Source organism: Actinomycetospora sp. NBC_00405 (assembly GCF_036044095.1).
Taxonomy (GTDB): Bacteria; Actinomycetota; Actinomycetes; order Mycobacteriales; family Pseudonocardiaceae; genus Actinomycetospora; species Actinomycetospora callitridis.
In genome coordinates this window covers 5805643-5826586 of sequence record NZ_CP107938.1, presented here as the reverse complement: position 1 = coordinate 5826586, position 20944 = coordinate 5805643, and the positions used below count along the sequence as shown (strand labels likewise).

The following is a 20944-nucleotide window of genomic DNA, read 5'->3' as shown; positions in this document are numbered from 1 at the left end:
CCCGGGCTCAGTCGTCCCGCAGCGCGCGGCGCAGGATCTTGCCGGTGGTGGTGCGGGGCAGCTCGTCCAGGAACTCGATCTCCCGTGGGACCTCGTGGGCGGCCAGCCGCGACCGGACGTGGGCGCGCAGCTGGTCGGCGAGCTCCGCGGACGGGGTGACCCCGGGGCGCAGCACGACGAACGCCTTGGGGACCTGCCCGCGCCGCTCGTCCGGCACGCCGACGACCGCAGCCATCGCGACGGCCTCGTGCCCGCCGAGGCTCTGCTCGATCTCGCCGGGTCCGATCCGGTAGCCGGACGAGTTGATGACGTCGTCCTTGCGGGACTCGAACCACACGTAGCCGTCGGCGTCCTGGCGGGCCAGGTCGCCGGTGAGCAGCCAGTTGCCGAGGTACTTGGCCTCCGTCGCCTCCGGGTTGCGCCAGTACTCCAGCATCACTGACGGCGTCCGGCGGTCGAGGGCGAGCTCGCCGACCGTGTCGATCACGGGCGCGCCGTCGTCGTCGAGCACGACGGCGGTGAACCCCGGCAGTGCCTTGCCCAACGATCCCGGACGGACCGGGTACACCGACGCGCAGTTGCCGATGCAGGCGTTGAGCTCCGTCTGCCCGTAGCCCTCGTTCACGGTCGCGCCGAAGAACTCCTCGCTCCACTTCAGCAGGTCGGCGCCCAGGGCCTCGCCGCCGGACGCGACCGAGCGGAACACGAACCCGTCGCCGTCGATCCCGGACGCGCGGATCACCCGGAGCGCGGTGGCCGGCAGCAGGGTGAGCGTCACGCCGAACTCGCGCATCAGCCACACCGACCGCTCGGCGGTGAACGCCGGCTCGCGGTCGACCACCACCGGCAGGCCGTGGAACCAGGCCGGCACCAGGATGTCCATGATCCCGGCGATCCACGCCCAGTCGGCCGGGGACCACAGCACGTCGTGGGCCTTCGGGTAGAACTCGAAGATCGCCTCGAAGGCCGGCAGGTGTCCGAAGACGATGCGGTGGGCGTGCAGCGCGCCCTTGGGATCGCCGGTCGTGCCCGAGGTGTAGATCAGGAACGCCGGGTCCTCCGCGGCCGTGTCCACCGGCGTGAAGGCCGGGGACGCCGCGGCCAGTGCGTCCTCGTAGGAGTCCGCGCCCGCGCCGCCGATCACCAGCAGCGGCACCTGCTCGCCGCCGTCGTCGAGCGCCTCGCGCACCCGGTCCGCGTTCGCCGCGGCCGTCACCACGGCCCTCGCGCCGGCGTTGCGCAGCCGGTAGCGCAGGGCGTCCGGACCGAACAGCGACGACAGGGGCAGCGCGATCGCGCCCATCCGGAACATCGCGACGAAGCCGACACCCGTCTCGAACGAGGCCGGGCTGACCAGCCCGACGACGTCGCCCCGCCCCACCCCGAGCGCGGCCAGCGCATTCGCGAGCCGGTTCGAGGACTCGGTCACCTCGCCGAACGTGTGGTCGCGCGTGCTCCGGTCCACCTCGACGACGGTGAGCGCCCGCGCGCCCGGGTCCTGGCGGTCGGCGCACGCCACCCCGAGGTTGAACCGCTCCGGGATGTCCATGGTGGCGAAGTCGACCTGGCGCCAGAGCTCGTCGTAGCCCGGGGCGGGGCTCAGCAGCGGACGCTCCACGACGACTCCCGCGGGTCCACGACGATGAGGACCGGTCCACGGTAGGGCGCGGCTGGTGGCGTGGGTACCTCCATCGGGCACCACTGCCGTCAGCGCCTCGGGTCCTCCGGCCACGCGTGCTTGGGGTAGCGGCCCCGCAGCTCCGCGCGCACCTGCGGGTAGCCGGAGTCCCAGAACGACGCGAGGTCGGCGGTCACCGCCACCGGACGTCCCGCGGGCGAGAGCAGGTGGACGACCACCGGGACGCCGGCCAGGACGGGGGCCCGTTCCCACCCGAACGCCTGCTGGACCTTGAGCGCCACGACGGGCGCCGCAGGGTCGGTGTAGTCGACGCGGACGCTGCGTCCCGACGGGGTCGTGACCGTGGTCGGCGCGAGCTCGTCGAGCCGGCCGGCCTCCGACCACGGCACGAGGTGGCGCAGCGCGGACGCGACCTTCACCCGCGCGACGTCCGCGCGGCGGCGCATCCGCGTGAGGTCGAGCCACTCGTCGAGACGGGACAGCAGGGCCTCGTCGTCGACGGCCGGCCACGGGTCGCCGCGCGCCGCGTGCAGGAACGCCAGCCGGGCCCGCAGCGCCGTCGCCGCGTCGTCCCAGCGCAGCAGCCCGAGCCCCTCGGCGGCCAGGCCGTCGCGCACCGCGGCCGCGACCGCCGCCGGGTCGGGGTGGGCCAGTGGCCGGCGGGCCAGCACGATCGCGCCGAGGCGCTCGCGGCGCTCCGCCACGACGTCGCCCCCCTCCCAGGCCACCACCGCGTCGTCGTGCCACCAGCCCGCGGCGGCCTCCCGCGCGAGGTCCTCGTCGACGGGCACGGCGAGCCGCACCCGCGCCACCCGGTCGCCGGGACCGCGCACGGCGTCGGCCACGGCGATCCACGGGCTGCCCCGCAGCCGCGACCCCGCGGACAGCTCGACCCCGGTGCCCCCCGTCGTCAGGTACTCGCCGGCGTCGGCGCCGCGGGCCCGGGCGAGGCGGTCGGGGTAGGCGAGGGCGACGACGGAGGCCGCGCCCGCGTCGCTGCTCCGACGACCGGGCCCTTTCGCCCGGGTCCCCTGGCGCAGCCTCCGGACCTCCGCCCGCCACCGCGGATCGTTCGTGGCCCGGGCCGTGCGCAGGAGCTCCTCCAAGTCGTCGGAGTCGCCCCGCACGTCGGCGGCGAGCAGCGCCACCACCTCGGTCGCGGTGTCCGCCCCGACGGCCTCCGCGCCGTCGAGCAGCGCGCGACCGAGCCGGGGGTGCACGCCGGCCGTCGCCACCGACCGCCCCCGCTCGGTGATGCGCCCGCCCTCGTCGACGAGCCCCAGCCCGCGCAGGACCTCCCGCGCGGCGTCGAACGCCACGGCCGGCGGCGGGTCGAGCAGCGCCAGCCCTGCGGCGTCCGGCGTGCCCCACCGCGCGAGCTGCAGCGCGAAGCCGGCCAGGTCGGCGTGCGCCACCTCCGGGTCGTCGTCGCGGTCGCGGTGCGCGTGCTCGGCCTCCGACCAGCAGCGGAACACCGTGCCGGCGGCCTCCCGGCCCGCGCGCCCGGCGCGCTGGGTCGCCGACGCCTGGGACGCGAGCACCGTGACCAGGGCGTCGAGGCCACGGGCGTGGTCGGTCCACGGCCGCCGCGAGAGCCCGGCGTCGACGACGACCCGCACCCCCGGCACCGTCAGGCTCGTCTCGGCGATCGACGTCGCGAGCACGACGCGGCGCCTGCCGGAGCCGCCGCCCAGCACGGCGTCCTGGTGCGCCGCGTCCTGCCCGCCGTGCAGCGTGAGCACCTCGGCATCCACGCGGCCGAGGCGGCGCGCGACGTCGTCGATCTCCCGGCGCCCGGGCAGGAACACGAGCACGTCGCCGCTCGCCCCACCCAACCCCCGTCGCACCACCGCGGTCACGTGGTCGAGGAACGCCGGCTCCACCCGCATCCCGCGTGGCGGCGGGACGGGACGCGGGGGCGGGCTCCAGACGACGTCGACGGGGTGCATCGGGTCGGGGGCGGTGACGACGGGTCCGTCGAGGGCGACGGCCAGGTCGTCGGCGGCCGCCGTGGCGGACGTCGCGAGCAGGCGCAGGTCCGGGCGCAGGGCGGCGCGCGCGTCGACGCCGAAGGCCAGCGCCAGGTCGGTGTCGAGGTGGCGCTCGTGGCACTCGTCGAGGACGACGGCGCCGACCCCCGCGAGCTCCGGGTCGCGCTGGAGCCGGGCCACGAGCAGCCCCGTCGTGACGACCTCGACCCGGGTCTCCGGGCCGGTGCGGCGCTCGCCGCGGATCGCGTAGCCGACGCGTCCGCCCACCGGCTCGCCGAGCAGCCACGCCATCCGCTGGGCCGCGGCGCGGACCGCGACGCGGCGCGGCTCGGCGACGAGGACCCGCCCGCGGACCGACCCGGCCAGCGCGAGCGGCACCAGCGTCGTCTTGCCGGTGCCGGGCGGGGCGACGAGGACGGCGGCCCCGCGCTCGTCCAGTGCGGCCTCGAGCTCCGGGAGCGCCGCGCGCACCGGCAGGTCGAGGTCGACCTCGTCGATCACACCTGCCGGTCTACCAGTCGGACGGCCCGGATCATCCGAGCCGGGTGATGCGGGCGTCGGCCGGGACCGCTTGTCTCGACGCCGAGGGCGGACCGCGAGGCCTCCGCCGCGATCCGCCGTCGTCCGAGGAGTCGCGATGTCCGCTGTGGAGGATCTGACGGAGCTCGTCGAGCGCGCGGGTGCCGCCGAGCGGACCGCCCTCGCGTCGAGGTGGAAGGAACGCGAGGACGTCGACGCTCTCCGGCGCCGTGTGGAGGGCGCCATCACCGAGCAGCACCAGCTGGAGAAGCTCTCCCCCGGGCCCGTGCTGAGCGACCGGCGCGCCCGTCTCCGGGACGCCTTCCTCGACGAGGGACTCCGCCGCGCGCCGCCTCCGGCGGTCGATCACGCCGACGCCGCGCGCGCCGAGGCGGAGGCCGCCGGTGCCGTGACCGTCGCGCGGCTGGCGTTGTTCGAAGCGCATCTCGCGGTCCTCGACGCCCGGCTCGCCCGCATCGACGCCGGTGAGGCCGAGCCCGGCGCGGAGGCGATCGACGGCCACTCCCCGCTGCAGGGGCGCAACGCGGTCACCCGGCACGGGCCCGCGCTGGCGAACGGCGTGCGCGGCGAGATCGTGTACATGCTCGCGCGCAAGCCGCGCTCGCTCCTCAAGAGCCTGGCGATCGGCCTCGCGCTGGGCCTGCTCTACCTCGGGTTCATCCGGGTGTTCCAGTGGGACAGGGCCCAGGCGTGGCTGCCCTACCTCGGGCTGTGGGCGATCTCGGTCGTCATGGGCGGCGCGGTCTGCCTCAACGCCATGAGCTTCGACGCGATGCGCGTCCGGGCCGCTCTCGACAGCGGCGCGCGGCTGTGGCACCTGCTGGTGACCAAGAACCTGGCCCTGGTCTGTCTCGTCGCTCCGATCGGCTTCCTGCTCAGCGGCCTGCTCGCCTGGCGGGCCGGCAACCTCGACGCGTTCTTCAAGGCCTGCGCCCTGATGATCTCGTTCATCCTGCTCTGGCTGGGCGTCGGCAACGTCCTGTCGGTGATCGTGCCGATCCGCGACGAGCCGATCCTGCGCCGCCGGAAGGACGGCACCCTCAAACAGTTCGCGATCGTCTTCGCCGTGTCCTACGCGATCGGCTACATCGTGAACATCATGCTGCTCTGGCGGGTGTTCGCGGCCCAGGAGTGGGCGGCGCGCCTGGGGAGCGCGATCCTCCCGGCGATCTTCGTCATCGTCAGCAGCGCCTCGATGTGGGTCCTCCTGACCATCGTCGCGGTCGCGCTGTCCCAGCAGCCGAAGATTCGCCGGGCCCTGATGAAGGAGCTCGCCGACTTCCAGTCGAACGCCGAGGCACAGGCGCTCGCCCGGGAGGCGGACCAGGCCCGGGCGAGCGGCGCCTCGACGCCCGGGCCGACGACGGAGACGGCGGAACCGGGGACGTCAGCCGCGCGGTGATCGCGTCCGGGAGGTCATCGGGGGCTCCTGCCAGGTGCCGTCGATCACCGAGGGTTCCGGTCCGTAGAGACGGAAGATCGCGGTGAACGCGCCGGCCGGCGCGGGCAGCCAGTTGGCCCGCTCCTCGGGCGCGGACGGTTCGTCGTGCTGCACGGTCAGGGTCAGGGAGCCGTCCGGCCCGAACACCAGGCCGTCGGTGCGGTCCCCGATCGAGTACCGGTCGATCGGGTTGTCGACCAGCAGGCGGCTCGGGAGCGCGTACATGGTGATCGACCAGAAGAGCTTGACCGGCGGGAGCCGGTCGGCCGGGAAGCGCACCGTGTACGAGTCCCCGCCCGTCAACGGCCGGCCCTGCTCGTCGGCGTGCCAGCCGATGTAGATCGCTTCCTCGACGTTGTTGCCGTAGATGCCCATCGCCGCGGCCGTGGCGCGACGCAGGTAGTCCTGGCCCAGGCTCGCGCGACTGCCGAAGAGCCCGACCGAGGAGTGCGTGGCGTGGATGGCATCGTCCAGCCGACGGCGCCCGTCGTCGACGCCGGCGTCGAGCGCGGCTCGCTGCTCGTCGGTCAGCGACGCGGCGTCGAACGACCACCCCGGACCGATGCCGGCGCGGGCGAACCGGGCCATGAGCTCCCGCTCGGACGGGTCGGGCGGCTGGCAGAACTGCAGCAGGAAGTTCAGGTAGGCGATGAACTCGCGGCTCAGGGCGCGCTGCTCGTCCCACACCGGCCAGTCCACGGCCGGCGCAGGCGGGGGCGGCGCGGTGCCGACCACCGCGTGCCGTGGCGCGAGCCCGTAGTGCTCCTGCAGCGCCTCGACGTTCGGGAGGTCGTCCGGTCCGTCGAGGCCGGTGCGACCCAGGCAGCCGATGAACTCGGTCTCGGACCGGAACACCCCGTCGATGCCCTCGGGCACGTCCCCGTCCCAGCCCGGGCCGGCGAACAGGTAGCGGCCCCCGGCCCGGCCGGTGCTGAGGACACCGGCGTAGGCGAAGTTGTAGGTGAACAGGTCGAACCACTGGAACGTCACGTACCGGTCCCCCGGGACCGGCGGCACCGTCAGCACCCACGGTTCGGCGCGCAGGTCCAGCCACGCCCAGGAGTACGGGGTGTCGTTGTTGGCCGTCACGATGTCGGTGTCGGCGGGGGTGTAGACGCGGTCGTAGTGGCGGAACCGACCGAAGCCTCCGACGTAGCCGGGGAACGTCTCGTCCACGGCCTGCTCGTAGAGGGTCTTGTAGTTGAACAGCATCGCGTAGGCGTAGACGAACGCGTCGGCCGTCGTGGCCCTCAGCTCGTCCGGTCCGGCGTCCACCCGATGGCCTCCCGCACTCGGCCGCATCCCTGACCACCGCACGGTAGGGAGGCGCCCGGCGTCGTGGCCTCGTCCTGAGCGGGTGAGTCGAGTTCGACCGGCCCGCTCAGCCCACCCGCGTGATGTGGACGCGTCGACCTGGGCGGGCAGGTAGCCGGGGCAGACGACGTCCGTCGCCCGGCTCTGGGCGATCACCGGCGAAGGTCTTCACCGGCGATGCAGTGCCCGTCGTCGGGAAGGCGGTCGTCGGGAGCGCCGTCGACGACCACCCGCACCTCGTGCACGGCGTTGCGCGCCGCGTCGAGGGGCTGGACGCGCCCCTGCGCGTCGGTGGCGCGGGCCGCGAGCACGTGCTCGCCCGGCGGCAGCTCGAGCGCGAGGGCGAAGTGCTGCCACGTCCGGTGCTCGCCCCGCGCCTCCACGGTCGCCGGACGCCACCGGCCGTCCACGCCGACCTCGACCGACGCGACGGGCGATGCGCCCCACGCCCAGCCGGTCACCTCGACGGCGCCGACGCGTGCCCCCTCGACCGGGGCTGTGATCACGCTGGTGACGTCGAGGTCGCGCACCGGCTGCGGCCGGAGCTCGCCGGGGACGGTGCGCTGGTAGAGGCGGGTGGTGAACAGGTGCTCGGGGCGCCGGTCGGCGACGGTGAGCGTGCGGAGCCACTTGACGTTGTTGGTGCCGAAGTACCCGGGCACCACGAACCGTGCCGGCCCCCCGTGCTCGTCGTCCAGCGGCGCGCCGTTCATCCCGAGCGCCACGATCCCGCGCTCGCGGGCGACCTCGAGCGGCACGTCCTTGCGGTACTCGGTGCACGCGACGTCGGCGAAGACCCCGGCGTCGGCGCCCGTTGCCCACAGCGCCGACGCCGGGGCCGCGCCGGCGGCCTCGAGCAGCGCCGCGAACGGGACGCCGTGCCACACCACGTTCGCGGCCCGCCGCACGAGGACGCCGGGCTCGAGCGGGTTCCCGAAGCACTCGAGGACGGCCGGCACGTCGACGGTCGGCATGGCACGCAGCGCGGGCAGGTCCAGCTCCCGCGGAGTCGCGACGTCGCCGTCGATCCGCAGCCGCCAGGACTCGCGGTCGACGTGGGCGATGCCGAAGTGACCGATGACGTAGACGTCGTCGATCGCCGTCACGCGCTCGGTGAGGCGCTCCGGGCCGGGGATCCACTTCGTCGTCGACGCGGGGTCCATGGGCGTGGCGGTCACGACGGGACCTCCCGGGTTGGTCGAACGGGCCTGTCCAGGCTCCGGTGCCGGCCGGCCCGGGTCCAGAGGACGATCCGGTCCGGCGCCGCGAACGGCTGTGGCGGCGGGCCGGACCTGCGTAGCGTCAGGGCGCATGACGACGCCGTCGGTGCTGGACGAGACGCAGCTGGGCCACCTGCGCCACTGGGACAACCTCTCCCGCCGTCTGCCGCACGACTGGTCGCTGATGCAGGGCAAGGGCGCCGGCGAGGACGACTTCGGCAGCTACCGGTTCCAGCTCGCCTACATGATCTACGGGCTGGCCCTCACCCACCGGCACCGGCTCCCGGCGGCCCCGGGCCTGTTCCGCCCGACGATCCAGCGCCTCATCGAGAAGCTGCTGATGCCCGACGTCTGGCTCTACTGGCGCGACGTCTCGCGCGGCGGCATGGTCGCGAACGCGCACCTCTCCGAGGGCTACCACGAGGAGTGGGACCCCGTGGTGCGCGACAACATCATGTACTCGGCCTACGTGCAGTCCTGCGCCCTGCTGCACGACCACCTCTTCGCCGAGGACCGCTACGCCGAGCCCGGCGCGCTGACCTTCCGGCACTGGTCGTTCTTCTGGGGCGGCGAGGAGAAGCGCTTCTCCTACGACCGCGACTCGCTCAACGAGCACCTCTACTGGCAGATGGTCGAGAACGGCTACCTCGGCGTCGCCTGCGAGCCGAACTGCGTGTTCCAGATCTGCAACCAGCCCGCGATCCTCGGCTTCCGGCTGCACGACGTCCTCACCGGCGGGGACCGCGCCACCGAGGTGGTGGCCGGCTACGAGAAGGCCTGGGCCGACTTCGGGCGCCTCGACGGGGCGGGGCACTACAACCAGATGATCCTGGAGGACAGCCTGGTCGTGGCGCCGAACGCGATGCTCGCGCCCTGGGTCGACGCCTGGTGCGGGGCGCTGATGAACACCTGGAACCGCGACTTCGTGCGGGGGAACTACCCGCGCCAGGTCGCGGAGTTCCTCGTCCCCGGCCCGGACGGCACCCTCTCGGTGCGCTCCGCGCCGGCGAGGAACGTGATGGGCCAGGCCGTCATCACCGACACCTGCGACACCGGCTGGGTCGCCGCCTGGGCCTCCGAGATGGGCGACCGCGCCACCCTGGACGGCCTGCTCGCCCACGCCGACCGGTTCATGACGCCGACCCGGCAGGACGGCGGCCTCTACTACCCGCGCAACGACACCCCGACCGATGCCGACGGCCACCGCACCGAGGTCGAGCCGATGACGGGCAACGTCCTGCTCGGCTACGCCCGTCTCAACGTCCCCGACGGGCTGCACGAGCTCTACCAGCGCCCGTGGGGACCCGAGCACTTCACCGAGCCCGCGCTGACCGAGGTCGGACGCGACGTCGAGGTCCACCGCGCCGAGGTCGTCGACGGGGTCCTGCACGCCCGTCTGCGACGCACCGGCGACGGCGAACCGGCCGTCGTCGTCGGGCGTGTGCCCGAGGGCGCGCGGCTGCAGATCGACGGCCGGGGGGTCGAGGCACGCCCGGTGCCCGGGGGCCTGCGCGTCGACGTCGCCCCCGGGCCGGCCCACGACCTCGAGCTGGTGCCGTGAGCGCGCCCACCGACATCGCCTTCGACCTCGTCGACCACCACGGCGACCCGGTCGACGCCCGGTCCTACCCCGGTGCGTGGCTCCTGGTGCAGTTCGGCTTCACCTCGTGCCGCGTCGTGTGTCCGCGGGCGCTCACCCGGCTCACCGCGGCCCTCGACGAGCTCGACGACAGCGTGGCCGACCGGGTCCGGCCGCTCTACGTGAGCGTCGATCCCGAGCGCGACACCCCCGAGGTCATGCGGGGCTTCCTCGCCGCGTCGTACCCGCGCTTCACCGGGCTCACCGGCACCCCGGAGCAGGTCGAGGCGGCCAAGCGGGCCTTCCGCGTGTTCGCCCGCCGCCGCGCCGATCCCGAGGACCCGGACGGCTACGCCGTCCCGCACACCGCGATGACCTACCTCGTCGGCCCCGACGGGCACCTCGCCCACCACTGGCCCGACACCGCCGACGCCTCGACCGTCGCCGCCGGGCTGACCGCGCGCGTGGCGGCCGGGATCGGGGCGAGCCCGTCACCCTGACCGGGTCACGGAGGTGCGGACGGGGTCGGGGCGAGCCGGTCGAGGAACAGGGCGAACAGCTGCTCGGCGAACGCCACGTCACTCCCCCGCGCGAGGGACAGCACGGCGATGCCCGTCGAGGTGGCCTGCAGGAGCCCGAGCGACACCGGGTCGGCGTCCCTCCCCGCGGTGGCGAGCACCTCCGCGCCCAGCGGCGCCACGCCCGCGGCGAGGGCGCCGAAGGCGGCGCGGACCGCCTCGTTCTGGTCGGCGGCCTCGGTCAGGGCCAGCAGGACGCGGGTGTCCTCGGGCGAGCTGAACACCCGCGCGAGGGCCGTGACCTGCTCGGCCCTCCCGTGGGCGACGGCCAGGGTCTCGGCCAGCAGGGCGACGCGACGGCGCACCGCCTCCTCGGCGACCGCGACGAGCAGGTCGTCACGGGTCGGGAAGTAGTAGGTGAGGTGGCTCTGGCGCATCCCGGCCCGGGCGGCGACCCGGGGCTGGGTGAACCCGCCCAGCCCCGACTCGCCGATCACCTCGAGCGCCGCGTCGACGAGGGCGCGGCGCCGGTCGGGCTTCGCCGTCACGACGGCCCTCAGACCGCCGCCGGCTCGGCGGCGGGCGCGGCGATGTGCAGGGTGTCGGCGAGGTAGCGGCGCACGAGGGCCGGGTCGACGGTGTCGGAGACGAGGCCGAGGTAACCGTCGGGCCGGATCAGCGCCAGCCCCTCGGCCGCGAGCCCGTAGGCGCGGCCGACGACGTCCTCGGGGTCGAACACGTCCTCGCCGATCCGGACGACCGACCCGAGGTCACCGAGGGCCTCCGCCGGTCCGGCGGCGTCACCGCGCACGAGCAGCAGGAAACCGGGTCGCTCCGCCAGCTCCTCGACCGCGACGGGCGTGCCGTCGGGACGGGTGAGGCCCTCGGGGTCCGGGGCGTGCTCGCCCGCGCGGGCCGCGCCGTGGTGGTGGCCGCCGTACTGGACCGAGAGCGGGCTGTCGCGGTAGCTCACCCGCAGCTCGGCGGTCGTCGTGGCCGCGGCGGTCCCGAGCGGGTGGACGTGGCCGACGACGAACAGCGCGGCGTCGCGCAGCGCCGCGCCGGCGCCCTGCGCCGTGCCGACGTCGGTGAGCAGCGTCGTCGCCTTCACGACCTGGGCGCCGACCGGGTGTCGCTCGTCGTGGTAGCTGTCCAGCAGGACGGCGTCGGCGCGGCCCTGGACGACCAGCGCGAGCTTCCAGGCGAGGTTCGCGGCGTCCTGGATACCGGTGTTCATGCCCTGCGCCCCGGCCGGGCTGTGGATGTGCGCGGCGTCGCCGGCCAGGAGGACGCGCCCGAGGCGGTAGCGCGGGACCTGGGCGTGGTGGACCTCGAAGTAGGTCAGCCAGCGCGGGTCGCGCACGGTGACCCGCCCGCCCATGCGCGCGTCGGCGAGGGTCTGGATCTGCGCGAGGGTGGGGTCCGGCGCGTCCGCCCCGGGGTCGTCGACGAGGAACATGATGCGGGCACGGTCGCCGGCGAGCGGGAAGAGGATCCCCATCCCGTCGGGGTGGGTGAACATCCGGATCGTGTCGGGCGACAGCTCGGTGTCGACGTCGACGTCGGCCATCGCGAAGTGCTGGCCGTGGAAGGCGCCGTCGAGGTGCGTGCCCGCGAGGTGCCGCACGGCGCTGTGGCCGCCGTCGGCGCCCACGACCCAACCGACGCGCGTCGTCCGCTCGCCCCCCGGCCCGCGCAGGGTGACCTCGACGCCGTCGTCGTCCTGGGACAGCCCGGTCAGCGAGACCCCGCGCTCCACGACGATCCCGAGCTCGGTGGCGCGCTCGGCGAGGACGGCCTCGGTGTCGGGCTGGGGGATGTCGAGCAGGAAGGGGTGGCGGCTGGGCACGTCGTCGAACGGGACGCGCGCCCGCGTCTCGCCGGTCCGGCCGTCGACCATGGCGATCGCCGGGATGCGTCGCCCCCGCGCCTCGAGCCGGGGCAGCACGCCCATCGCCGCGAGCATCTCCATGCTGCGGGCGTGGAGGGTCACCGCGCGCGACTCGGTGGTCGGCGCCGGCAGGGCGTCCACGACGCGCACCGGCACGCCGAGCCGCGCCAGCTGGGATGCGGTCGTCAGCCCGACCGGCCCCGCGCCGACCACCAGTACGCCGTCCGTGGTGCTCATGTCCTGTGTCCTCCGCGCCCTTGTTTGGTGACCCAACCAAGTAGAGAACACCTGCTCAGAGGGCGTCAAGCGGCACTTCACCGGGTGCTCGACCGGACACGGAGGGCGCGCGGCACACCCAGGTGGCGCCGTCAGGCGGGCGGCCGACCGAAGTCGACGAGGACGCGCTCGAGGGGCGCGGGTTCGACCGAGACATCACCGGCGAAGGGGTGGTCGAGGGCCAGGGCGACGACCAGGAGGACCCCGATGAGCGCCGTGAGGCTCCCGGTCATGATCGTGTGCAGCAGCGCGCTGCGCAGCCCGAAGATCATGGTGAAGCCGATGGTCACGGCGGCGCCGACGATCAGCGCCACCCAGAGCACCGCGGGCACGCCCTGGTCGACGAAGTCCAGCCGCGCCGACCTCGCGGCGACCAGGTCGTTGAAGCGGTCGGCCTCGATGCCCTTGTACAGCAGTTCGTCCTGGGTCGTGGTGACCAGCGTGGCCAGGTGCTCGGACGTCTCGTCGAGCACGCGGGCCGTCGCGGGGGAACCGGGCTCGCCCTGCGCCATGGCCGGCCACTCGTCCTCCACCGCGACGGCCGCGTAGTCCCGGACGTCGGCGTGGATCTGCTCGCGGACCGGCGGCGGGAAGGCGACGCTGTCGCGGTACATCGTGCGCAGCGCGCTGGCCTCCTGTCCGACGACGTCCTCGGCCTCGGCGAAGTTCTCCCAGCTCACGATGACGACGAACCCCAGCAGGACCGCGTAGATCACCCCGACCACCGCGATGATGAAGCCCGCCACCTCGTTGTGGTCGCCCTCGCGCAGCACGGGCCAGACCCGCCGCAGGCCGACCTGCGCGGCCACGACCAGGGCCGGGAGCACGACGACCAGCAGCAGCCCGATGAGCCAGATCGGCACGGCGTTCACGGGCGGCGAGCGCCGGTGGACCTCGTCCCGTCGTGCATGTCGGCCCCCTCGATCGCGTCCCGGACTCACCCTTCCGTGCGCACCGGCACCCGCACGAGCGGGCATTCGGAGGAACCACGACGGTGCGAGGTGCCCGTCGCCTCGGCCGGGCTGGTCCGGGCGGGTGGGGGTGGACGTCGCCTACCGGCCGGGATTCCGGCGACAGGTGCTCAGGACTCCTCGGGCTGGAGCTGACCCGGAGTGACGCTCTGGGGCCCGAGGACGGACAGGAGCTGGAGCTTCTCGTAGCTCGCGCTGCCCGGGACGGCGGTGTAGACGAACAGCAGGTGGGACTGCCCGGGGTCGAGGAGCGTCTGGCAGTTGAGCTCCAGCTCGCCGACCTCGGGGTGCACGAAGCGCTTGACGTCGTGGGGCCGCAGGCCGATCTCGTGGGCGTCCCACAGCGTCTGGAACTCCTCGCTCTGCGCGAGCAGGAGATCGGCGAGGTACGCGGCCCGCGACCCGGGGCCGCGCAGGGTGACCAGCCCGCGCAGGCCCGAGGCGTACATCCGTGAGAGGAACGCGTGCTCCCCGGGCGCGTAGAGCGCCCGGGAGGCGGGATCGGTGAACCACCGGTAGCCGCGGCTGCGCGCGGGACCCGTGTAGGCGGTCGCGTCGCCGGTGAGCGCCACCCCCAGCGGGCTCTGGCGCAGCGTCTCGCCCAGCTCGGTGACGATCTCGGCCGGGGTGTCGGCGAGGCGGTCGAGGATGCGCAGCAGGCCCGGGCTGATGTGCTCGCTGGCCGCGCCGCGCACCGGTGGATGGTGCCCGGCGAGCCGGAAGAGGTGGTCGCGCTCCTCGAGCGAGAGGTGCAGTCCCTGCGCGATCGAGGCGATCATCTGCTCCGAGGGCTGCGGACCGCGCTCCCGCTCGAGACGTGAGTAGTAGTCGGTCGACATGTGGCACAGCGCGGCGACCTCCTCGCGCCGCAGCCCGCTCGTCCGGCGGCGCGCGCCCCGCGGCACCCCGACGTCCTCGGGCTGCAGCGCCTCGCGGCGCCGCCGCAGGAACGCCGCCAGCCCGGCCCGGTCGATCATCGACTACCGCCCTCTCCTCGGTGCTGCCCCCGTTCCTACCGGCGCGCGGCGGTACCCAGCCACGGATCGTCGATCCCCCTCTCGGGCGATCGGTGGCCCGCGCAGCCACGGATCGCCAGGCCGTGGTCGCGCCGCCGGCGACCGGCGAGTGTCGACGGCGCACACCCCGAGGAGCAGGAGAACCCCATGACGGACGACGTCGCCACGACCCTCCCGTCCGGGCGAGCACCCGAGCGAGAGGCGCGCTCGCCGTCGCCGCGCCGGTGGTGTTCGGGGTGCGGCTCGCCCGCCGGGAGTCCCTGCGCGGCGCGCTGATCGGCCTCGCCGTCGCCGGCGTCTGCGCCGCCGTCGCCGCCTTCTCCGGCGAGGCCCGCGCCTTCTTCCTGCTCCCCACCCTGATCCCCGCCGTGCTCGGCGTGGTCTTCCTCGCCTCGGTGCTCGTGCGCCGCCCGGTGACCGGGATGCTGTTCAACCGCCTCGCCGGCGGCCCCGCCGACTGGCGAGACCACGCCCGGCTGCAGCGCGTCTACACCCTCACCACGCTCGCCGCGGTCGGTCTCCACGCCCTCAACCTCGCCCTGCGCGACGTGGCCTACCTCGCGGACCAGCCCGCCGTCCTGGCCGCCCTCGGCCTCGCCGCCGCGCCGCTGTTCGCCGCCCTCGCCGCCGTCACCCTCCTCGCCGCCCGCCGCGCGATCGCCACCGCGGTCGCCACCGACCCGTCGCCCGCCGCCGCCTGATCACGACGTCGCGTGCACGGCCCGGGTGCGGATCTTGACCACGGCCCGCCCCGGTGCTTGTATCCATGAGCTCGGGGGTCGTTCACGAACCGCCGGTGAGCTGCGCCTCCCCGACCTCCACAGCAGAGGGGACGCCCGCCGGATGTGCACCCGAGTCGTCTACTTCGGCCTCGACGACCGGGTCGTCACGGGGCGGTCGATGGACTGGAAGTTCGAGATCACCACGAACCTCTGGGCGTTCCCGCGAGGGATGTCGCGCCACGGGCAGGCGGGCCCGAACTCGATGTCGTGGACGTCCCGGTACGGCAGTGTGATCGCCTCCGGGTACGACATCAGCTCCACCGACGGCGTGAACGAGGCCGGCCTCGCCGCCAACCTCCTCTGGCTGGCGGAGTCGCAGTACCCCGGGGCGGACGACGGCGCGCCGGCCCTCGCGCTGTCCCTCTGGGCCCAGTACGTGCTGGACATGTTCGGGTCGGTCGCCGAGGCGGTCGCCGCGCTGACCGCCACTCCCCTGGCCGTCCGGACGACCACCGTGCCCGGCCAGGACCGCCTCGCCACCCTGCACCTGTCGATGTCCGACCGCACGGGCGACAGCGCGATCGTCGAGTACATCGCCGGCCGGCAGGTCATCCACCACGACCGCAGCCACCGGGTGATGACGAACTCCCCGACCTTCGACCGGCAGCTCGCCATCAACGAGTACTGGAAGGAGATCGGCGGGGAGGTGATGCTCCCGGGGACCAACCGGGCCGCCGACCGCTTCGTGCGGGCGTCGTTCTACATCGACGCGATCCCCCGGACGGACGACCCGTTCACGGCGGTCGCCGCCGCCCTCAGCGTGGTGCGCAACGTGTCGGTGCCGTACGGCATCGCGACGTCCGACCAACCCAACATCTCCTCGACACGGTGGCGGACCGCGATCGACCACAAGGACCGCCGGTACGTGTTCGAGTCGGCCCTCTCGCCGAACACCTTCTGGGTCGACCTGGATCGTCTCGACCTCTCCGAGGGCGCACCGACCCGTGTGCTCGACCTCGGCGAGGCCTCGCGGACGGTGTACGCGGGCGAGACCAGTTCCGCCTTCGCCGACGCGGCCCCCTTCGGCTTCCTCGGGCTCGCGGCCTGACAGGACGAGAGGTCACGGTGATGACGACGCCCGCGGCGACGCCGAAGCGCATCCCCAAGAAGCTCTACGAGGCCGAGCTGCTGCGGCTGCAGGGCGAGCTGGTGCAGATGCAGGAGTGGGTCCGGACGAGCGGCGCCCGCCTCGTCGTGGTCTTCGAGGGACGCGACGCGGCCGGGAAGGGCGGCGTCATCCAGCGGGTCGTCGAGAACCTCAACCCCCGCGTCGTGCGCACCGTCGCGCTCCCCGCACCGACCGCGCGCGAGCGCACGCAGTGGTACTTCCAGCGCTACGTCGCCCACCTGCCGGCAGCCGGGGAGATCGTCCTGCTCGACCGCTCCTGGTACAACCGCGCCGGCGTCGAGCACGTGATGGGCTTCTGCACCCCGCAGGAGTACGACCGCTTCCTGCGCCAGTGCCCGATCTTCGAGGACATGCTGATCGAGGACGGCATCCTGCTGCGCAAGTACTGGTTCTCGGTGAGCCCCGACGAGCAGGAGCGCCGCTTCCGGGCCCGCCTCGAGAACCCGCTCAAGCGCTGGAAGCTCTCCCCCATGGACCTGGAGTCGATCAGCCGCTGGGACGAGTACTCGAAGGCCAGGGACGCCATGCTCGTCGCCACCGACACCGACACCGCGCCCTGGACGGTGGTGGAGTCCGAGGACAAGCGGCGCGCCCGTCTGAACACGATCGCCCACCTGCTCGACACGGTGCCGTGGACGCCGACCGACCTGTCGCCCCTGTCGATCCCGGCCCGCCCGCCGGGCGAGGGCTACGTGCGCCCGCCCCGCGAGCTCGCCCGTGCCGTCCCCGACCACGCGGCGATGCTGTCCGACGGATCCTGATCCACAATGGGGTCTCACGAACGCGAGGTGTGGCCCCGGATGTCCGATCTGAACGACCCCCCACCGCCGGAGCGGGCGCGCCCGCTCTCCGACGAGGAGGAAGCGGTGCTCGCGCGGCTCGAGGCCGACCTCGCTCAGGACCCGGCGCCGGGGCCCACCGAGCCCACCGAGCCCGTGCCGCCGGTGGCGGCGACACGGCCGGGCCCCCGACCACGCACCCTGCTGGTGCAGGTCGTCGTGGTCGTGGCGCTGGCCGTGGTCCTGGCACCCAGTGCCGCAGTCGGTGTCGTGATCGCGGTGGTCGTGCTCGCCGGTCCGATCGCGGTCTCGCTCTGGGCCCTGCGGGGTACGGCGGGCTCCCCGTCCTGAGCCCGGCGGGGTTCGCCGGCACCGGGGTGGCCCGGCAGCGTCGCCGCGTAGCGCCGCACGCGTCGGGCGCGGAACACCGCGAACAGCGCCGCGGCGCCGCCCAGGACGGCCAGCGGCGGCTCGAGCAGCAGCAGCCCGGCCGCGAGCAGTGCCCCGCCGAGCCCGAGGACCTGCCAGCGGCGCTGGGCCGCGAGGCACCGTGCCCGCTCGTGCTCGATCTCGCGCGGGTCCGCGTCGGCGACACCCGGCGCCGGTTCCCCCTCCGCCCGGGGGTCCCGGAACGCGAGCCAGGCATTGGCCGCGCCCGCGAGCGCGAAGACGGCCGCCCACACCGGCGCTCCCTGGGACGCCCGGGCGCCGGCCAGGGCCAGGAAACCGACCCCGAGCACGACATGGCGCCACGACACCGTGGTCCTCATGCGATCGCCCCCACGAGCTCGAGGGTCGCGACCGCGCCGCAGACGGTGAGGAACACCGAGCCCAGCACCACGAGCGTGCGCAGGGTCCGGCCCATCCGGTAGGGCCCCGGCAGGTTGACCTTGTCGACGTAGAGCAGCCCGGCACCGTAGATGCCGCAGGCGAGGACGCCGCCCAGGATCGACGCCGGCGTGATCAGATCGGTGAAGCTGAGGTCCGAGAGGATCGCGATCAGGGCGATGACGCCGGTCCAGCCGTAGACGAGGGGCCGGATGCCGCGCTGCCCGCGGGTCCGCACCTTCTCCGACACGGCCGCGAGGCTCTCGTACGCGGTCCACGAGTAGGCCTCCCAGAGCGCGTACACCGTGCCGAAAAGAACCATGACGATCGCGACGATGTAGAAGTACTCGAACACCGGCGCCACCACGCCGAAGAACTGCGACTGGTAGGTCAGGACGTCGTTCTCCTCGGGCACCTGCTGCTGCGCGCCCAGGATCGTCGCCCCGTTCATCATGAAGGCGACCGCGATGACGCCCAGCGCCAGGAACGCCGCGAGCATGTCGAAGAGCGGAGCACGGCTCCAGGCGCGGGCGTTGGCCACGTCGGCGGGCTCGGTCGACAGCGGGATCGGCGCGCGGTCGTCCTTCGCCGCGAGATCCTCTTCGATCCGACCGGCATCGCGGTGGCCGAGCATTCCCCACTTCTTCTCGCGCAACATCCCGGTGTAGCCGATGTAGTCGTACATGCCGCCGCCAAGGCCGCCCATGAACACCGCGAGCTCGACCCACACCGACGTCTCGGCGACGTCGGGGTACCGCTCTGCCACGAACGGCGCGTAGTCGGGGAAGACCGGCAGCAGCCCCTGGAGGGCCGCGAGCCAGTCCGGGTTCGACACGAACACCGCGATCAGGACCAGCACCACCATGATCCCGGCGATCGCCACCTGCACCTTCTCCAGCACCGCGTAGCCGCCGATGAAGGACAGGGCGGCGGCGACGACCAGCACGCCGATGGCCCACACGGTCGCGTTGCCGAGGCCGAGGGCCTCCAGGTAGTCCCCGAGGGCCGTCGACACACCACTGGCCCAGCCCGGGAAGGAGGCGAAGCAGATCACCACCAGCACGATGGGGAACCAGCCGCGCGGCCCGGGCATCACCCGTGCGAAGCGCCGCATCGGGTGCTCCCCGGTGAGGGTGATGTACCGGTTCGAGGCGTAGACGATGGCGCCCTTGGCGAAGCAGCCCACCACCACGGCCCAGAGAACGGCGTAGCCGAAGACGGCGCCCTCGCGGGAGGCGAGGATGGACTCCCCGCTGCCGATGGTGAGCGACGCGATGATCGCCCCGGGTCCGAAGTACCGCAGAGCGGTCGCCACCCCCACCCGTCGCTTGCGCAGGGCCGCCGGCGCCTCGGGCAGACGGAGCACCGGGTCGGTCGCCCGGCTCGTCTCGGATGTCGACATGTCGATCACTCAGAATCGTGTAGGAAATTTCCTGTAGGGTGGTGTGAGGCGGCTCACCCGTCAAGGGGGTGGGACGGGAGCGACGGGGGTCCGACATGAGCAGCGCAGTGCCGGGGACGACGGTCGGCCCGCTACCCCGCCGTCAGATGCTGACCGACGACGTCCACGAGGCGATCAAGGCGCTGATCATGGACCACGTCCTCGAGCCGGGCGCCCGGGTCTCGATCGACGGGCTCGCGCGCCAGCTCGGGGTGTCGCCCACGCCGGTCCGCGAGGCGCTGGCGCGACTGGAATCGGCCGAGCTCGTGGTCAAGGAACCGCTGCGCGGCTACCGCACCTCGCCGCTGCTCTCCCGCGAGCAGCTCGACGACCTCTACCAGTTCCGGCTGCTCATCGAGCCGTGGGCGGCGGCGCGCGCGGCCGAGCAGGCCGACGCCGAGGGGCGGGAACGGCTCGAGGCCGAGATGCGGTCCTGCGCGACGCCCGCGAGCGACACCTACGACTCCTACAAGGCGCTCGCCGCGCACGACACCCGCTTCCACGTGCTGGTGGCCGAGCTGGCCGGCAGCGCGCAGGTCCGGCGGGCGTTCGAGCGCACCCACTGCCACCTGCACATCTTCCGGCTGCACTACGACCGCGGGCTGGGCGAGCGGACGCTCGCCGAGCACCGCCGGATCACGCGCGCGGTCCTCGACCGCGACCCCGTGGCGGCGGAGGCGGCGATGCGCGGCCACCTCGAGGCCGCCTGCTACGAGCGCCTGCGCCCGGTCTCCGAGGAGGCCGGCGGTCCCACCCAGGGTTGACGCACCCAGGGTTGACGGCAGGGCTGATCTCATCCCATCTCTCACCCCATCCGGAGCACCTCCGAGGTCCCGAACCGCTCCGCGACGAGCTGCTTGACCCCGCGCGGGAAGTCGCGTTCGCAGGCGAGGTGGGTCGGGGTGAACTTCCGCATGGCGTCGGCGTCGCCGGCGAACGCGGCGGCGCAGGGCTCGGGGGCGACGTTGGCCAGGGCGAGGATGCCGCCCGCGCAGCCGAGCGCGCCGGCCATGTGGATCAGCGCCGGGTTCCCGGTCCAGACGGGCCCGGCGTAGGAGTCCACGGTGGCCAGCAGGCGGGTCGGGTCGCCCGACGAGTCCTTGCATCCCGCGACGGGCAGCGAGGGCAGCATCTCCACCGGGATGCCGGGCGGGGAGACCGCCGGGAAGTGGTAGGCCAGCACCGGGGTCGCGCCCGCGGCGTCGGCGAGCTCGCGGTAGTAGCCGGACGGGTCGGCGAGCCCGCGCGGGGTGCGGGCGATGACCGCGTCCACGCCGGTGTCGGGGGCCCGCGCGGTCAGCTGCACCGCCTGGTGGGTCGACGCGGCCCCGGTGCCGCCGACCACCACGGCGTCCCCGACCGCGGAGCGCACCGCGGAGAACAGCCGCAGGCGCTCGTCGTCGTCCAGCGCGTCGGCCTCGCCGGTCGTGCCGGCCACGACGATCGCGTCGGCGCCGAGGTCGACGAGCCGCGCGGCCAGGTCGGCCGTGGCGTCGGCGTCGAGCGCCCGGTGGTCGTCGAAGAGCGTCACCAGGGCGACGCCGACGCCGGTGAAGACGGGATCCATGTCGGTTCCTCCTGCAGAAGAC

Annotated in this window: 18 protein-coding genes; 7 read left to right on the top strand and 11 right to left on the bottom strand. The window is 74.0% G+C overall.

Going from position 1 to position 20944, the window contains the following annotated elements; translation table 11 throughout:
* Nucleotides 1-7: 7 nt before the first annotated feature.
* Both OG774_RS28740 and hrpB read right to left on the bottom strand, forming a co-directional pair.
* Complete coding sequence (locus OG774_RS28740; RefSeq protein ID WP_328305734.1) at nucleotides 8-1618, bottom strand: AMP-binding protein; 1611 nt, start codon at nucleotides 1616-1618, stop codon at nucleotides 8-10.
* Between the two features lie 89 nt (nucleotides 1619-1707).
* Nucleotides 1708-4131, bottom strand: coding sequence for an ATP-dependent helicase HrpB (hrpB, locus tag OG774_RS28735; protein ID WP_328305733.1), 2424 nt, complete (start codon nucleotides 4129-4131; stop codon nucleotides 1708-1710).
* Between the two features lie 136 nt (nucleotides 4132-4267).
* Between hrpB and OG774_RS28730 the strand changes: the two genes are divergently transcribed.
* Complete coding sequence (locus OG774_RS28730; protein ID WP_328305732.1) at nucleotides 4268-5572, top strand: hypothetical protein; 1305 nt, start codon at nucleotides 4268-4270, stop codon at nucleotides 5570-5572.
* Here OG774_RS28730 and OG774_RS28725 read toward each other — a convergent pair.
* Together OG774_RS28725 and OG774_RS28720 are read right to left on the bottom strand one after the other, a co-directional pair.
* Nucleotides 5558-6886: a DUF1254 domain-containing protein gene (locus tag OG774_RS28725; protein WP_328305731.1), complete on the bottom strand. Its 1329-nt coding sequence runs from the start codon at nucleotides 6884-6886 to the stop codon at nucleotides 5558-5560. The two genes, OG774_RS28730 and OG774_RS28725, sit on opposite strands and share 15 nt — an antisense overlap.
* A gap of 191 nt (nucleotides 6887-7077) precedes the next feature.
* Nucleotides 7078-8103: a molybdopterin-dependent oxidoreductase gene (locus OG774_RS28720; RefSeq protein ID WP_328305730.1), complete on the bottom strand. Its 1026-nt coding sequence runs from the start codon at nucleotides 8101-8103 to the stop codon at nucleotides 7078-7080.
* Between the two features lie 133 nt (nucleotides 8104-8236).
* Between OG774_RS28720 and OG774_RS28715 the strand changes: the two genes are divergently transcribed.
* Both OG774_RS28715 and OG774_RS28710 read left to right on the top strand, forming a co-directional pair.
* Entirely contained in the window at nucleotides 8237-9706 is a 1470-nt protein-coding gene (locus tag OG774_RS28715) for a linalool dehydratase/isomerase domain-containing protein (protein WP_328305729.1), read from the top strand.
* On the top strand, nucleotides 9703-10224 hold the full coding sequence (locus OG774_RS28710; RefSeq protein ID WP_328305728.1) for an SCO family protein: 522 nt from the start codon (nucleotides 9703-9705) through the stop codon (nucleotides 10222-10224). Before OG774_RS28715 ends, OG774_RS28710 begins: the two co-directional genes overlap by 4 nt.
* A gap of 5 nt (nucleotides 10225-10229) precedes the next feature.
* Here OG774_RS28710 and OG774_RS28705 read toward each other — a convergent pair whose 3' ends face one another.
* The 4 genes from OG774_RS28705 to OG774_RS28690 all read right to left on the bottom strand — a co-directional run bounded on the left by OG774_RS28705 (nucleotide 10230) and on the right by OG774_RS28690 (nucleotide 14357).
* Nucleotides 10230-10790 (bottom strand): TetR/AcrR family transcriptional regulator, encoded by a 561-nt coding sequence (locus OG774_RS28705; protein WP_328305727.1) that lies wholly within the window; start codon nucleotides 10788-10790, stop codon nucleotides 10230-10232.
* A gap of 8 nt (nucleotides 10791-10798) precedes the next feature.
* The gene (locus tag OG774_RS28700) at nucleotides 10799-12370 is read right to left on the bottom strand and encodes an FAD-dependent monooxygenase (protein ID WP_328305726.1); all 1572 of its coding nucleotides are present in this window, start codon (nucleotides 12368-12370) and stop codon (nucleotides 10799-10801) included.
* 131 nt (nucleotides 12371-12501) lie between these two features.
* Nucleotides 12502-13281, bottom strand: a complete 780-nt coding sequence (locus OG774_RS28695) for a bestrophin-like domain (RefSeq protein ID WP_328305725.1) — start codon at nucleotides 13279-13281, stop codon at nucleotides 12502-12504.
* Between the two features lie 209 nt (nucleotides 13282-13490).
* The gene (locus OG774_RS28690) at nucleotides 13491-14357 is read right to left on the bottom strand and encodes a helix-turn-helix transcriptional regulator (protein ID WP_328305724.1); all 867 of its coding nucleotides are present in this window, start codon (nucleotides 14355-14357) and stop codon (nucleotides 13491-13493) included.
* A gap of 20 nt (nucleotides 14358-14377) precedes the next feature.
* Here OG774_RS28690 and OG774_RS28685 point away from each other — a divergent pair, with 20 nt between their 5' ends.
* From OG774_RS28685 to ppk2, 3 genes are all read left to right on the top strand, one after another.
* Nucleotides 14378-15097, top strand: coding sequence for a DUF3159 domain-containing protein (locus tag OG774_RS28685; RefSeq protein WP_328305723.1), 720 nt, complete (start codon nucleotides 14378-14380; stop codon nucleotides 15095-15097).
* Nucleotides 15098-15239: 142 nt separating this feature from the next.
* Entirely contained in the window at nucleotides 15240-16226 is a 987-nt protein-coding gene (locus OG774_RS28680; protein WP_328305722.1) for a linear amide C-N hydrolase, read from the top strand.
* Between the two features lie 20 nt (nucleotides 16227-16246).
* A complete protein-coding gene (gene ppk2, locus OG774_RS28675; protein WP_328305721.1) occupies nucleotides 16247-17068 on the top strand; it encodes a polyphosphate kinase 2 in 822 nt (273 codons plus the stop codon).
* A 134-nt stretch (nucleotides 17069-17202) separates the two neighbouring features.
* Here the strand turns inward: ppk2 and OG774_RS28670 are convergent, their stop codons facing one another.
* Nucleotides 17203-17856, bottom strand: a complete 654-nt coding sequence (locus OG774_RS28670) for a hypothetical protein (protein WP_328305720.1) — start codon at nucleotides 17854-17856, stop codon at nucleotides 17203-17205.
* On the bottom strand, nucleotides 17853-19316 hold the full coding sequence (locus OG774_RS28665) for an Nramp family divalent metal transporter (protein WP_328305719.1): 1464 nt from the start codon (nucleotides 19314-19316) through the stop codon (nucleotides 17853-17855). Before OG774_RS28665 ends, OG774_RS28670 begins: the two co-directional genes overlap by 4 nt.
* A 95-nt stretch (nucleotides 19317-19411) precedes the next feature.
* Between OG774_RS28665 and OG774_RS28660 the strand changes: the two genes are divergently transcribed.
* Nucleotides 19412-20119 carry a GntR family transcriptional regulator gene (locus OG774_RS28660; RefSeq protein ID WP_328305718.1) on the top strand — a complete coding sequence of 236 codons (708 nt, stop codon included), beginning with the start codon at nucleotides 19412-19414 and terminating at the stop codon, nucleotides 20117-20119.
* 41 nt (nucleotides 20120-20160) lie between these two features.
* On the opposite strand, the gene OG774_RS28655 is transcribed toward OG774_RS28660, so the two are convergent.
* On the bottom strand, nucleotides 20161-20922 hold the full coding sequence (locus OG774_RS28655; protein WP_328305717.1) for a dihydrodipicolinate synthase family protein: 762 nt from the start codon (nucleotides 20920-20922) through the stop codon (nucleotides 20161-20163).
* Nucleotides 20923-20944 lie beyond the last annotated feature (22 nt).

Excerpts from the sequence above, each read along its gene's own strand:
- ppk2 (WP_328305721.1), top strand. The coding sequence starts at position 16,247 with ATGACGACGCCCGCGGCGACGCCGAAGCGCATCCCCAAGAAGCTCTAC.
- OG774_RS28670 (WP_328305720.1), bottom strand. The coding sequence starts at position 17,856 with ATGAGGACCACGGTGTCGTGGCGCCATGTCGTGCTCGGGGTCGGTTTC.
- OG774_RS28660 (WP_328305718.1), top strand. The coding sequence starts at position 19,412 with ATGAGCAGCGCAGTGCCGGGGACGACGGTCGGCCCGCTACCCCGCCGT.
- OG774_RS28700 (WP_328305726.1), bottom strand. The coding sequence starts at position 12,370 with ATGAGCACCACGGACGGCGTACTGGTGGTCGGCGCGGGGCCGGTCGGG.
- OG774_RS28655 (WP_328305717.1), bottom strand. The coding sequence starts at position 20,922 with ATGGATCCCGTCTTCACCGGCGTCGGCGTCGCCCTGGTGACGCTCTTC.
- OG774_RS28715 (WP_328305729.1), top strand. The coding sequence starts at position 8,237 with ATGACGACGCCGTCGGTGCTGGACGAGACGCAGCTGGGCCACCTGCGC.
- OG774_RS28690 (WP_328305724.1), bottom strand. The coding sequence starts at position 14,357 with ATGATCGACCGGGCCGGGCTGGCGGCGTTCCTGCGGCGGCGCCGCGAG.
- OG774_RS28730 (WP_328305732.1), top strand. The coding sequence starts at position 4,268 with ATGTCCGCTGTGGAGGATCTGACGGAGCTCGTCGAGCGCGCGGGTGCC.
- OG774_RS28665 (WP_328305719.1), bottom strand. The coding sequence starts at position 19,316 with ATGTCGACATCCGAGACGAGCCGGGCGACCGACCCGGTGCTCCGTCTG.
- OG774_RS28680 (WP_328305722.1), top strand. The coding sequence starts at position 15,240 with ATGTGCACCCGAGTCGTCTACTTCGGCCTCGACGACCGGGTCGTCACG.